The 11,969-nt window shown below is 74.4% G+C and carries 11 protein-coding genes, 1 tRNA gene and 1 other RNA gene; 4 read left to right on the top strand and 9 right to left on the bottom strand.

The window, feature by feature from the left end:
* Positions 1–14 precede the first annotated feature (14 nt).
* On the bottom strand, positions 15–1,163 hold the full coding sequence (locus E3N83_RS13420) for a cation:proton antiporter (protein WP_151083720.1): 1,149 nt from the start codon (positions 1,161–1,163) through the stop codon (positions 15–17).
* Positions 1,164–1,204: 41 nt separating this feature from the next.
* Positions 1,205–1,295, bottom strand: an RNA gene (gene ffs, locus E3N83_RS13425) — signal recognition particle sRNA small type.
* Positions 1,296–1,383: 88 nt separating this feature from the next.
* Here ffs and E3N83_RS13430 point away from each other — a divergent pair.
* Positions 1,384–1,471: transfer RNA gene (locus E3N83_RS13430), tRNA-Ser, on the top strand.
* A gap of 12 nt (positions 1,472–1,483) precedes the next feature.
* On the opposite strand, the gene E3N83_RS13435 is transcribed toward E3N83_RS13430, so the two are convergent.
* Positions 1,484–2,026, bottom strand: coding sequence for a hypothetical protein (locus E3N83_RS13435; protein ID WP_151083721.1), 543 nt, complete (start codon positions 2,024–2,026; stop codon positions 1,484–1,486).
* A gap of 106 nt (positions 2,027–2,132) precedes the next feature.
* Here E3N83_RS13435 and E3N83_RS13440 point away from each other — a divergent pair, with 106 nt between their 5' ends.
* From E3N83_RS13440 to E3N83_RS13450, 3 genes are read left to right on the top strand one after another with little or no spacing between them, the layout of a single operon-like run.
* Positions 2,133–3,437, top strand: a complete 1,305-nt coding sequence (locus E3N83_RS13440; protein ID WP_151083722.1) for a hypothetical protein — start codon at positions 2,133–2,135, stop codon at positions 3,435–3,437.
* The gene (locus E3N83_RS13445; RefSeq protein WP_151083723.1) at positions 3,385–4,062 is read left to right on the top strand and encodes an RNA polymerase sigma factor; all 678 of its coding nucleotides are present in this window, start codon (positions 3,385–3,387) and stop codon (positions 4,060–4,062) included. The genes E3N83_RS13440 and E3N83_RS13445 overlap by 53 nt, the downstream gene beginning before the upstream one ends.
* A 1-nt stretch (position 4,063) precedes the next feature.
* Positions 4,064–5,746, top strand: coding sequence for a hypothetical protein (locus E3N83_RS13450; RefSeq protein ID WP_151083724.1), 1,683 nt, complete (start codon positions 4,064–4,066; stop codon positions 5,744–5,746).
* On the opposite strand, the gene E3N83_RS13455 is transcribed toward E3N83_RS13450, so the two are convergent.
* The 6 genes from E3N83_RS13455 to E3N83_RS13480 all read right to left on the bottom strand — a co-directional run bounded on the left by E3N83_RS13455 (position 5,724) and on the right by E3N83_RS13480 (position 11,958).
* A complete protein-coding gene (locus E3N83_RS13455) occupies positions 5,724–7,025 on the bottom strand; it encodes a S8 family serine peptidase (protein WP_191907800.1) in 1,302 nt (433 codons plus the stop codon). The genes E3N83_RS13450 and E3N83_RS13455 overlap by 23 nt on opposite strands.
* Positions 7,022–8,425, bottom strand: coding sequence for a type VII secretion protein EccB (locus E3N83_RS13460; RefSeq protein WP_151083726.1), 1,404 nt, complete (start codon positions 8,423–8,425; stop codon positions 7,022–7,024). The genes E3N83_RS13455 and E3N83_RS13460 overlap by 4 nt, the downstream gene beginning before the upstream one ends.
* A gap of 6 nt (positions 8,426–8,431) precedes the next feature.
* A complete protein-coding gene (gene eccD / locus E3N83_RS13465; protein ID WP_151083727.1) occupies positions 8,432–9,784 on the bottom strand; it encodes a type VII secretion integral membrane protein EccD in 1,353 nt (450 codons plus the stop codon).
* A 110-nt stretch (positions 9,785–9,894) separates the two neighbouring features.
* The gene (locus tag E3N83_RS13470; RefSeq protein ID WP_151083728.1) at positions 9,895–11,133 is read right to left on the bottom strand and encodes a hypothetical protein; all 1,239 of its coding nucleotides are present in this window, start codon (positions 11,131–11,133) and stop codon (positions 9,895–9,897) included.
* Positions 11,126–11,572: a hypothetical protein gene (locus E3N83_RS13475; protein WP_151083729.1), complete on the bottom strand. Its 447-nt coding sequence runs from the start codon at positions 11,570–11,572 to the stop codon at positions 11,126–11,128. The genes E3N83_RS13470 and E3N83_RS13475 overlap by 8 nt, the downstream gene beginning before the upstream one ends.
* Before the next feature lie 89 nt (positions 11,573–11,661).
* A complete protein-coding gene (locus tag E3N83_RS13480; protein WP_151083730.1) occupies positions 11,662–11,958 on the bottom strand; it encodes a WXG100 family type VII secretion target in 297 nt (98 codons plus the stop codon).
* Between the last annotated feature and the right edge of the window lie 11 nt (positions 11,959–11,969).

The following is an 11,969-nucleotide window of genomic DNA, read 5'->3' on the forward strand; positions in this document are numbered from 1 at the left end:
GCGCCGACAAGCGCTCACGAGGCCGCGGCGGGCGGGCCGGTGGTCGTCCGAGCGGCCAGGGATCCGCCGACGACGGTGACCCCGATCGCCACGAGTGCACCCAGGATCAGCGCCGCGCCCTCGCCCGGCCGCAGCAGCCCCAGCTGGCTGCCGATCGTGGTGGCGGCGACCGGGACGCCGAGCTGAGCGGTCGCCAGCAGGGCGTACGGCGTGGGCTGGCGCAGCGCGACCGGCGTGAGGTGGGCCAGGGTCGCCCCGGCTCCCAGGCACAGCCCCAGCACGACCATCGAGGGGTGGTGCGCCACGTCCCGGAGCTGGAGGCCCGCGCCCAGCCAGACGAAGAAGAGCGGGCCGAAGAAGCCCTCGGTCACCGCGAACAGCTGCTTGGCCACACGCCGCGGCTCGCCCACGGCGGCGACCGCGAGGCCGGCCACGAAGCCGGCCAGCATCAGGGAGACGTGCACCGCGACGGCCAGCGCGGCCAGGGCGAAGAGCGCGGCCAGGCTGACCCGCAGCTCGACGGCGAACTGCCGGTCCTCCGAGACCCGGTGCACGCGCTCGCGGATGCCGCTGCGCTCGACCTGGCGCAGCGCCACGAAGAAGGCAGCGCCGGCGAGCAGCACCACCACCGCCCCGACGGCGGCCCGACCCACGTGCGCCGGGTCGATCACCAGCGGGAGCAGCACGATGCACAGGGCGTCGGCCACCGCGACCTGCGGCAGCAGGTCGACCAGCGCCGGCCCCCCGAGGTCGAGCGAGGTGACGATCGGGAGCACCAGTGCGGCCGACGACGACGCCATCAGCACGGCGTACAGCGGCGCGTGCGAGATGCCGACCAACCAGGCCACGCCGTACGCCAGCAGGACGGCGACGACCCCGACCACGAGGGCCCGGAGCACGCCGGTACGCAGCGCCGTGCGGATCCGACGGTCGCGGACCGGCACGTGGGTGCCCGCGACGAACATCACCAGGACGAACCCGGCGTTGCCGAGGAAGGTGAACGTCGACTCACCGGCGTCGAGCACGCCGAAGCCGGTGACGCCGAGCACGACGCCGGCCAGCAGCTCACCGAGGACGACCGGGAGGTGCCAGCGCAGCGGGGCCGCCAGCAGGGGTCCGGCCAGGGCGACCGCGCACACGATCGCCAGGTCGAGGAACGACACGTGCGAAGGCTAGACCCCGTCCGGCGGACCCCCGGGCAAGCGAAGGCCCCCCACGCACCCAGCAGAGCTCACCTGCCCTTGCTGCCTTCCGGCCCTGGGGGAGTTCAGCGAGATGCCGCCGCATGGGGGGTTGCCGGGAAGTCTAGGTGACGTCGTACGACGGGCGAAGTCGGCGTGAACGATTTCGTGGGGCCTCCCGGCGCCCGGTAGCCTCCTCCGCGGAGGATTCGCCTAGTGGCCTATGGCGCTCGCTTGGAAAGCGGGTTGGGTGCAAGCCCTCAGGGGTTCGAATCCCCTATCCTCCGCCAGTCGTCTCGCACTCAGTGCGAGCACCGTGTGTCCACCAGCACCTCATAGGTGCCGTGGTCGTGCCACTCGTAGCCGCGCGCGTCGTCGTGATAGTCCACGACGATGCCCGTCCGGCCCGATCGCGCGGTGTCGGTCAGGCGCACCACCACCAGCAGGTTCTGGTCGTCGTAGCGACTCGAGCGGATGACCGCGCCCACGGCCGACGTGCTCGCGTTCCACACGCTGCGTTGCTGGCCGTCGAAGGAGGCGGGGTCGGCCTGGGTCATGCCCATCAGGCCGACCGGCCGAGGGCGATGAATCGGCCCGAGACGCGCGTCGGTGAGGGCGAGGTTGACCGCGTTGTCCAGCCGGACCCGGTCCACGGTGACCGGAGTCGTGCCGCGGTTCTGGAGGGCATCGAGGCCGAGCACGAACGACGTGTGGTCGCCAGCCCGCATGCACATGCCGAAGGAGCCCTCACCCTCGACCAGCGGCCCGACCGCCGAGACCCGGTGGCCGCACGACGCGAGCAGCACCGACGCGAGGAGGAGCGCCCCCGCCCGGCGATGTCTCACCTCGGCAGAGTAGGTGGTCAGTCCGAGGTGTGTAACGCGATCGGCACCTCCTGCGCTGTGGGGGTCGAAGCGCGTCCAGCCCGGACGCCCGGGCAGAGGAGTCCCCATGGCCCTGTCACACCTGCGACGTACCGCGACCGCGGCAGCCCTGCTGACCGCCGGCGCCGCACTCGTCGCCCCCGCCCTGAGTGCCGGTCCGGCCAGTGCCGCCGACCGCGCCTCCACCTCGCTGTCGATCCGGGTCGTGCACCCGGCCGTGGCTCCGGGTGCCAGCGACACCGTCACCGGAGCCTTGGCCGTCAGCGGGGCGGCCACCGCGGCCGGCCGGACGGTCACCCTGGAGGCCCGGCCGTCCGGGGCCACTGACTTCACGCCGGTCGCCGAGGGCATCGCGGGTGACCACGGCGGGGTCCGGGCGTCGGTCACACCAGACGTCACCACGCGCTACCGCTGGGAGTACGCGGGTGACAGCGACGCCCGCCCCAGCGTCAGCGGCGTGGCAACGATCCGCGTCCGCACCCCGCAGCACCCCGCACAGCGGCTCGCGACCTCGTTGTCGATCCGCGCGGTCCACCGTCTGGTCGGCACCGACGGCACCGACGTCGTACGCGGTCGGCTGCGGGCCGGTCGCGTTCCCCTGCGCGGTCGTCGGGTGATCCTGGTCTCGCGCGCCGCGGACGCTACCGGCTGGACCTTCGACGGCGTGCACCGGACCCGCCGTCTCGGCGTGGTTGCCTTCCGGGTCGCGCCGACCGCCGACACGAGGTACCGCCTGGTCTTCCTCGGTACGGCGCTCCTCCAGCCCGCGCGCAGCGCAGCGGTCCGCGTGCTCACCCGCCCCGAGGTCGCGATCGCGGCCGCGCCGCAGTCGATCGTCAAGGGCGGGACGACCACGGTCACCGGCACCGTGACCGACGACGGGACCCCGGTGGCCGGGGCGACCGTGCGACTGCTGGCCCGGCGGGTCGGGACGGTCCGTGACCTGCACGTGGTCGCCACCGGCACGACCGCCGACGACGGCACCGTCGCCTTCGACGAGACCCCGGCCGCCCCGACCGTCTACCGGCTCCACCTGGTCGCGTCGGCCGGTCTGCCCGGTGCGCTCAGCGACGCGACCCGGGTCCGGGTCCTCCTGCCCACCTCGCTGTCGATCCGGGCCCGCGCCCACGACATGACCTTCCACGTCAGCGGACAGCTCCGCGGCGGTGGCAACGCCCTGGCCCACCGCCTGGTGACCCTCCAGGAGCAGGCGCCCGGCTCCGCGACCTGGACCGACGACGCGACCGCCAGGACCGGCGGCCGGGGCGTGGCCCGGTTCGACCAGCCGCTGACCCCCGGCACCGGTTACCGTCTGGCCTATGCGGGTGGGCCGCGCTTCGCGCCGAGCACCAGCGGGACCGTCGTCTCCTGAGATCCGCACGAGACGGCTGGAGGGTACGACGCTGGACGGCCCACGCGACCACGACTCCGATCCCGGCCGGGCGCTCGAAGGGGCGCTCGACCGGGCTCGGGCCGGTGACGAGACCGGCTTCGTCCAGCTCTGGCGCGCCCTCCAGCCGCCCCTGCTCCGCTATCTCACGGTGCGCGGCAACGACGCCCCGGAGGACGTCGCAGCCGAGACCTGGCTCCAGGTGGTCCGTGACCTCCACTCCTTCAACGGTGGAGTGGCGGACTTCCGCGCGTGGCTGTTCACAGTGGCCCGGCACCGGGCCGTCGACCAGGGTCGGGCCCGGACGGCACGCCCGGTGGTGCCGGTCGCCGACCCGCTCTCCCATGGCCGGAGCGCGGCCAGCCACCCCAGTGCCGAGCAGGATGCCGCCGAGCGCGCGGCGACGGCAGCTGCCCTCCGGCTGGTCGCCTCCCTGCCGCCCGAACAGGCGGAGATGGTGATGCTGCGGGTGGTCGCCGGTCTCGACGTCGCCGCCGTCGCCGAGCTGGTGGGCAAGACCCCGGGCGCCGTCCGGGTCGCCGTGCACCGGGCCCTGAAGTCCCTGTCCCGCGATCCCCGGATCCGGGCGACCCGAGAGGTGGTGTGAGATGAGCGAGCCCCGTGAACCCGACGACCTTGCGGCGTGGGCCGACGACGACCTCGTCCGGGCGCTGCGCGCACCCGGCACCACCACCGAGCTGGCCGACGAGGCCCAGGTGCTCGCGGCCTTCCGAGCCGCGCGCCCGGTGACCGGCATCCGTTCCCTGCCGCGCCGCGCGGCCGGCCGGCTCGGTGCCGGCGGCACCGCCGTGGTCGTCACCGTCGCCCTGACCAGCGGCGTCGCCGCGGCCTACACCGGCAACCTGCCCGATCCCGTGCAGCGCGTCGTGCACAGCGTGCTCGGTCCGATCGGCGCCCCGGCCCCCGACGCAGACCGCGCCGCGACCGGCGCACCGACCGATCCGCGGCATCCGAACGCGACCGGCACGACGTCCCCGACGGCCCCCGGCCCGACGTCGAGCCCCACTCCGAGCGGTACGACGCCGAGCGCGGGCCCGACCGCGTCGCCGACCGGTGCCGGCCACACCCGGCGCCGCCCGGGCGACGGCAGCTCGACCGGACCGACCGCCGGACCGGGCTCCGAACCCACCTCGGGGCCGAGCGCCTCCTCGACGCCTCCGACGACGACCGCCGCAGCATCGGGCGTGACGATCTCCGGGACCGGGCACCGCGCCGACGTCGGTGAGATCGTCAGCCTGAGCGGTGTGGTCACCGGCATCGACGGGACCGGCCTGCCCGCCCAACGCGTCGTCCTGCAGGTGCGCGGGCCGCGCCGCTGGCGCCCGGTCGCCGAGGCGACCTCGGACGACTCCGGTGCCGTCGCGTTCACGACGCCAGCGCTGACCAGATCGGCGCGGTTCCGGCTGCGGACCGACCCACACCTCCGGAGCGCAGCGTGGGTGGTCCGGATGGTGCCGCTGCTCTCGACCAGCGCCCTCGTGGGCGGCACCACGACCACCATCAACGCGACCTGTCAGGGCTGCCGCGGCGGCGACCGGGTGGAGCTCTACCGCTGGGTCGACCACCAGCCGAGGCTGGTCCGGCGCGGTCGTCTCGACCCGGCCGGCTCGGCCCAGGTGCAGGTGGTCTCCCCGCAGCGCAACACCCGGTACGCCGTACGCCTCCTGGCCACGCGACGACACACTGCCGCGCGTGCCGCCGTGGCCGTCACCCCTCCCGCAGCCGCCTCCGTCTCGGTCGAGGCAGCGAGCCATCGGGTACTGGTCGGCCAGTCAGTGACCGTGTCCGGGGTCGTCCGGGCGGCTGACGGCTCAGCGCTACCGGGACGCCGGGTGGCGCTCCAGGTCCGCGGGCCGCAACGGTGGCGGGTGGTCGCGAGGGCGGCGACCGACGACGCCGGTTCGGTCTCGTTCGCCACGCCGCTCGCGCGCCGGACGACGGCCTACCGTTTGCGCACCGTCACCGGGACCCACAGCCCCGCCTGGCGGTTGGCGATGATGCCGTTGTTCGACGCGACCGCCAGCACCGGAGCCACGACGGTGACACTGACCGCGACCGCCCAGGGCGGACGCGCCGGCGACCAGGTCGTGCTGCTGCGCCGCTCGGGTGCCCGACTGGTCCGGCTCCGGCACGGCCCGCTCGGCGCGGACGGTGCGGTCACGTTCGTGGTGTCGCACCGGCGTCTCGACACCACCTACGTCGTGCGTCTGCGCGGCACCCGGGTCCACACCCCGGCTGTCACGCAGGTCACCGTGACCGGGACCGGCTGAGCAGCGGTCGGAGGACGGAGGCTCCGACGACCAAGCCCGCCCCGAGCAGGCCGGCCCAGAGGGCGAGGTGTCGCGAGTGGTGGAGCAGGTCGGCGCGCGGCAGGGGTGCCTGTGCCGGTGGGGTGCGGTCGGGCACCGCCTTGAGGGTGGGGAACGAGCCGTCCGGCCCAGGGGTCAACGGTCGGGTCAGCGCGTCGAGCGGCTGCACCACTCCGGCCCCGAAGAAGCGGCTGACGTCGCCGCTACCGGCATCCCCTGCCGTCGGGTCGTCCGGTGTCGTCCCGCTGGCGGTGTCCACGAGCCGGGCCGCGATCTGCGTGGGCGACTCACCGGCGTACCGGTCGACGAGCAGCGCCGCGATGCCGCCGACCTCGCCGGCCGCCCACGAGGTGGCCGGCGCGGTCAGCACGCAGCTGCCGCCGTTGAGGGCGACCGAGATCGCGCCCGCAGTGGGGACCACGACGTCGACCGCGGAGTTCGGGATCGAGGCCGGGTCGAGGGCCAGCGCGTTGCCTGCGGCCGTGGTGCCGGCGGTGAGCACACCGGGCTCGAGGGCCGGGCCGATCTGGGACCTGCCGTCCTGGCCGGGCCGAGCCGTGGCGAACTCGCTGAGGTAGCCGGCGCCCTGCTCGGTCGGCCGGTTGCCCGCCGCGGCCACCACGAGGACCCCCCGCGCCTGCACGGCCCGCACGGCGGCGGCGAGGTCGGCCGTCGGGGTGACCGCGAGCGCGACGACGGCGACCCGCACGTGGAGGCTCCGGGCGTGTGCGGCCAGCCAGTCGAGTCCGGTGACCAGGTGCTCGGTCGAGATCGCGGCGCCGGTGCCCGTGCTCCCGACCGGCCAGCCGTACACCTGCACGTCGACGATCTCCGCCCCGGGAGCGATCCCGGTGGGCAGGCCGCCCGGCCGCTGAGCCGCCGCGACCAGGCCGGCCACCGCCGTCCCGTGGTAGTCGACGACGTGGACCGCACCGCCGTGCACGGAGTACGACGCCCGCACGGGGATGGCGTTGCCGGCACTGATCCCGCCGTCCAGCACGGCGACACCGACACCCGCGCCAGGGGCGTGACCCGGTCGCGACACCAGAGCCTGGGCCCGTGGGATCGCGAGCTGGTCGAGGGGACGGCTGGCCTGGTGGCTGAGCTGGGCGACCACCGTGTCGGTGGTCTGGGTGCAGTCGCCGACCCCGGCCGCGGTTGCGGCGGCCGTGCTCGCCCCGACCACGGCCGTCGGGATCGCGCCGAGCAGCACCGCCAGGGCGGCCGGGCGCCAGGTCACGGGCAGCCCTTGCTCGTGGTCTTCTGCGGCTCGCACAGCGCGAGGTCGGGCGAGAGCACGGCACCGGTCGAGAACAGCTTGACCCAGGTGTCGGGCACCACCGGCGCCGGGAACCCGCCGTACCCCAGGTTGGCAGCGGCCGACCCCTCGAGCAGGTGGCTGCTGGCCTTGAGGTCGATCAGGAACGGCAGCCCGCGGGTGGTCGAGGTGAAGTCCGCGGAGAGCACGTAGGCACCGCCACGCGGTGCCACGCCGGCGTCCCGGTGGCCGGCGGCGACGCCGGCTGCGGTCGCCTCGGGTCCCGGGCTCGTCGCCAGGGCGACGGCGGGCCGGGCCCCGGCGCGGGCCTGGAGCACGGCGCAGAGCTCACCGGTGGACGGCGTGAGACCGCCGTCCGGCCAGTCCGCCGAGGCGAACGGGCTGACCACGGCGTCCATGTCCATGGTGGGCTGGTGCCAGGTCCGGAACGTTCCGCCGGGCGGACCCGCCGCCTCGTAGACCGCCTGTGCGAACGACGACAGCCGCACCGGCCCGGTCGGGGAGAGCAGGTAGCCGGTGTCCGCGACCTGGACGACGTCTCCGACGCGTGCCCGCGGCAGGTGGATCCGGCTGCCGTAGGCGACCGCACGACCGTAGGCACCCGGCGCGATGCCGAAGCTCCGCCAGCTCAGGTCGCCACCGGCGGGCCACAGCCCGAGCCAGGCCTCGGGCACCCGGACCGCCTCGTTGCCCACGCCGAGGCCGACCGCCTGGAGGAAGCGGTCCTGCGCGCCGTTGCCGACCGCCGGCAACGGGTAGCGATGACCACCGCCGACGCCTCCCGCGGTCGCCACCAGCCACCGGGCGCCGCCGGCCTCGACCACGAAGCCCGCGTCGTCGGCGTACGACGCCTTCGGCTGCGCGGAGACATAGGTGCGAACCCCGTGCCCGTCGGCGGTGCACGACGTCCAGCCGGTCTCCACGAGCCCACCGGTCTCGGGCACCGTCGCGGGCGCGCCGAGGATCCCGATCTCGGGGCCGATCACCTGTTCCTGGATCGTCTGCTCCGGCACCAGCACGGGCTGCGCCGACGAGCCGAGGATCAGCCGGGCGGAGGTGATGTTGACGACCGGGTTGAGCACCGGGTGAGCGCTGGCGCGGGTGATCACGTAGTTCTGGCCGTTGTCCTTGCTGACGATCAGGCCAGGGTTGTTCCAGTCCACCTGGGTGCGGCCCGCCAGCACACCGCTGACCGCGGCGCCGGCCATCAGCAGGATGCCGAGGGCGACCCCGCCCACGATCGTGCGACCGGGTCGGGCCGGCTCGACCTCACGGCCGCCCGGGGCACCCGAGACGAAGGCGGTGACGAGTCGGCGCCGGCTGAAGGAGTGCGCCTCGACCAGGTCGCGCTTGGTGGCCACGTGCGATCAGCTCCGGATGGCTGAGAACACGCCGGTGGCCAGCACGAGCGCGGGCAGCAGGCCGAGCAGGGCGACGGTCTCGGCGACGTCACCGAGGCGCCCGCGCCGGACCGACGTGCCCTGCGGCAGCAGCGTGAGCGCCAGGAGAACGGCGCCGGTCACCGCGAGCGCCACCGCCGCACCGGGTCGCCAGCCCGGATGCAGCCATAGGGCCGACAGGGCCGTCGCGAGCAGCCCCAGCACTCCGGCGACGAGGCCCACCAGGACCTCGGCGCCGGTGCGGTACTGACGGGTACGCAGCATCACCACCACACACGCGAGCACCGCCACGACGGTGCCGGCCAGCCCGAGCGACACCGCGAGCGGCGAGACCAGGACCAGTAGCAGGCCGACGGTCGCGGAGACCGCGACCAGGATCTCGTGGGCGACCCGTGCGTCGGCGCCGACCCGCTCGGGGTCGATCACCTCGGGGTCGTTGACGATGTCGGCGGTGGAGAAGAGCTGCTCGACGCTGGTGCCGGTGGCTCCCAGCGCCAGCCACGGGAAGACGCTGCCGGCGATCACCACGAGCGCCAGGACCGTCGTCAGCATCACCGCCGCGTCGTACGACGAGGAGCGCATCACCAGGCCGGTCGCCAGGAAGATCCCGCCCACCACCACCGGGGGGAGCAACAGGCTGCGGCCCTGACCGAGCCCGAGCGCGGCGACGAGTCCGGCGGCCAGCGCCCCACCACCGGCCGCGGCGACCGGGGTGCCGAAGAAGGTGGCGTCCCAGCCGAGCATCAACCCCGACACCGCGGCGTAGCCGCAGCCGACCAGGGCGACGGTGACCGCGGCATCGGTCTCGCCCTGCACGCGGGACAGGACCACGGCGCCCAGCACGAGCACCACGGCCACCACCACCGTCGCGGCGCCGGCGATGTCGGAGGTGTGCTGGAGCAGGAGGGCCGCGGCGCCCAACGCCAGGAGCGCGACCGCCGCCCACAGTGCGGTGCGGCGTCCTGCGGCGGCGTCCCACGGCCGGAGGTCCCGCTCGACGACGTCGGTCATCGCCTCCACGACGTCGTCGTAGACACGGGGCGGCTCGTCGTCGACGCCTGCCGCGACGGTGATCACCCCGCCGTCCTCGACGCCCTGGATGGTCAGCCCGGAGTCGGTGGCCAGGGCCCGGCCGTCCTGGGTGACCAGCCGGTAGCCGCCGTAGACCGTGACCGCGTCGAGCAACCCGACGCTGCGCGCCAGCTCGGGCACCAGCTCGGCGACCGGTACGGCGCCCGGCAGCACGAGGTCGACCCGGCGGGTGCCGGACGTGACGGTCACCCGGACCAGCCCGGATGCGCCGATCGGCGCCTGGCTCATGCGTGACCCCCGAAGATCGTCTCAGTCGGCACAGATGGTAGCGCCCGGCCCCCGTCGCATCGACCGGGACCGGGCGGCCTCGCAGACGGGTGGGCGACTGCGAGCGGGTGTCAGTGGAGAACCGGCGGGGACACTTCGTCCTCGTCGAGCCAGTCCTCGTTGTCCTCGAAGAAGTCGATGCCGGGAGCCCGCTTCTTCTTCCGGCCGCGGTCACCCCGGCCGCCGGCACCGGTGCCGCGTCCGCCGCTGCCACGTGAGGTGCCGGCAGCGCCGGCCGAGGCACCGCGGCCGCCGGCCGCGCCGGTGCTCCCGGCGCGGGTGGCCGCGAGCGACTCCTCCTCGGTCATCGCCGAGGTCACCGCGGAGCCGCGCAGGGCGTTGCTCAGACCCGAGGCGCCACCGACGAGACCCCCGGTCATCAGGCCGCCGACCATCGTCGACGACGGGCCGGTCGACGTCGCGCCGGGCGGCAGGCTGCCTCCGGGCGGGACGTCCGGTCCGCCACCCGGCGGGTAGGTGCCGGGCGGGTAGGTGCCCGGGGGGTACTGACCGGGTCCCTGGGGTACGCCGGGATGCTCGCCGGGGGGCCACTCCCCGCCGGAGCCGGGGCCGGTGCCGTCGTGGCCCGGGTCGGTCGAGGGGTCGGTCGGGTCGGTGATGACGACGACCCGCGGGTCGACGTGGTGGTGGTGGCCGGAGCCCTGACCGGTGGCCCAGGAGACGCCGGTGGCCGTCGGTGCGCTGTGGTGCCCAGCGCCGGGCAGCGTGGCGGTCGGGATCGAGCCACCGCCGCCCCCGCCGCTGCCTCCGGTGTGGGAGGGCGGCTGGCCGTGGATGCTCTCCATCACCTTGATCGCCTGCGTGTAGTGGGTGTCGACGGTGGTGATCGCAGTCTGTGCCCTGCGCTCGCGGTCGGCGTACTCGGCGGCGTACCCCGACTGCGCCTGGTGCGCGGCATGCTGGCGGGTGTGGAAGTCTCCGGCGGACTCGCCGGCCTTCTGGGTCGGGTCCGCGGGCGGTGCGGCCGGTGCGTTGCCCAGGCTGTGGTGGGTGTGCTGGGCGTCCTCGAGGGCGTGCCCGGCCGAGGTCAGGGCGGTGCTGGCCCTCTTCATCTCCGCTGCCTGGGCCCGGACGTTCTTGGCAACCGTCTCGAACGCCGCGACCGCGGCCGGGCCGGTCTGCGGACCGAAGCGGCTGAGCAGATGGGGCTTGGCGCTCTCGAGCGCGTCGGCGAGGTTGTTCAGCACCGTGTGCCCGCGCTCCCACATGTGCGAGGAGTAGGCGATGTTGTCGACGTTGCCGTTGGCGACGTAGGTGTCGAGGCGGAGCTCGTGCGGACCCTTAGGCATGGGTGCCTCCGGTGTGCTCCGCGGGGTGGTAGTAGTGGTTGCGCTGGGAGGTGTGCTCGAAGCCCGCCGCCTGTGCGAGCTGCTCGATCGCGTGGTGCCGCTGGGCCAGGTCGGCCGCGCTCTGGGTGTCGGCGGTGTCCACGGCCTTCGCGAACGTGGCCAGCCCGAGCCGGAAGGTGTGAAGGTCCTGCAGCACGGCAGCCAGGGTGTCGGAGACCTTGGCGTGCGCCAGGCTGTGGTGGTAGCCGAGCGAGCCACCCAGCGAGGACTCCCCGAAGACGGCCTGGTCGACGTGGTACTTCTGGAAGCCGGAGTCGTGCACGGCGTCCTCGTTCTGGGTGAGGTCGGCGGTGATGTCGTGGATCAGCTCCACGTCGACGTAGAGCTCCTTGAGCTCAGCTCCCAGGTTCGCGATCTGGTCGAGCGAGAAAAGCCCCATCGTTCCTCAATCCCTTGTGCCCCGTCGGCTCAGCGGGGAACGCGGCCACCCGGCCGCCTTCCCCGCTGCGCCCCCGACATGGAGGTTGGTCAGATGTCGAACGAGCGCGCCCCACGCGCGTCCGCCGCGCGGTACTCGGCGTTCGACTGGGTGACCTGCTGGGAGGTGCTGTGGAGCAGGTCGCGCATCTCGTTGATCGCGCCGTCCCAGCGAGCCTTCGCCACGGTGTAGGCCTGCTGGGCGTCGCCGACCCAGTTGGCGCGCAGCGGGTTGAGCTCGCGCTCGAGGTTGTGCATCCGGGCGTCGATCTTGTTCACGATGCCCATGAGGTCGTCCGCGGCCTGGTCGAGGCCGGCGTGGTTGACCTTGAGTCCGTCGAGTTCCATGGTCTTCTCCT

It is taken from the genome of Nocardioides cynanchi, from assembly GCF_008761635.1.
GTDB classification, from domain to species: domain Bacteria; phylum Actinomycetota; class Actinomycetes; order Propionibacteriales; family Nocardioidaceae; genus Nocardioides; species Nocardioides cynanchi.

Coding starts and splice junctions, on each gene's coding strand:
- E3N83_RS13475 (WP_151083729.1), bottom strand. CDS start 11,572: ATGGGGCTTTTCTCGCTCGACCAGATCGCGAACCTGGGAGCTGAGCTC.
- E3N83_RS13440 (WP_151083722.1), top strand. CDS start 2,133: ATGGCCCTGTCACACCTGCGACGTACCGCGACCGCGGCAGCCCTGCTG.
- E3N83_RS13445 (WP_151083723.1), top strand. CDS start 3,385: ATGCGGGTGGGCCGCGCTTCGCGCCGAGCACCAGCGGGACCGTCGTCT.
- eccD (WP_151083727.1), bottom strand. CDS start 9,784: ATGAGCCAGGCGCCGATCGGCGCATCCGGGCTGGTCCGGGTGACCGTC.
- E3N83_RS13450 (WP_151083724.1), top strand. CDS start 4,064: ATGAGCGAGCCCCGTGAACCCGACGACCTTGCGGCGTGGGCCGACGAC.
- E3N83_RS13470 (WP_151083728.1), bottom strand. CDS start 11,133: ATGCCTAAGGGTCCGCACGAGCTCCGCCTCGACACCTACGTCGCCAAC.
- E3N83_RS13480 (WP_151083730.1), bottom strand. CDS start 11,958: ATGGAACTCGACGGACTCAAGGTCAACCACGCCGGCCTCGACCAGGCC.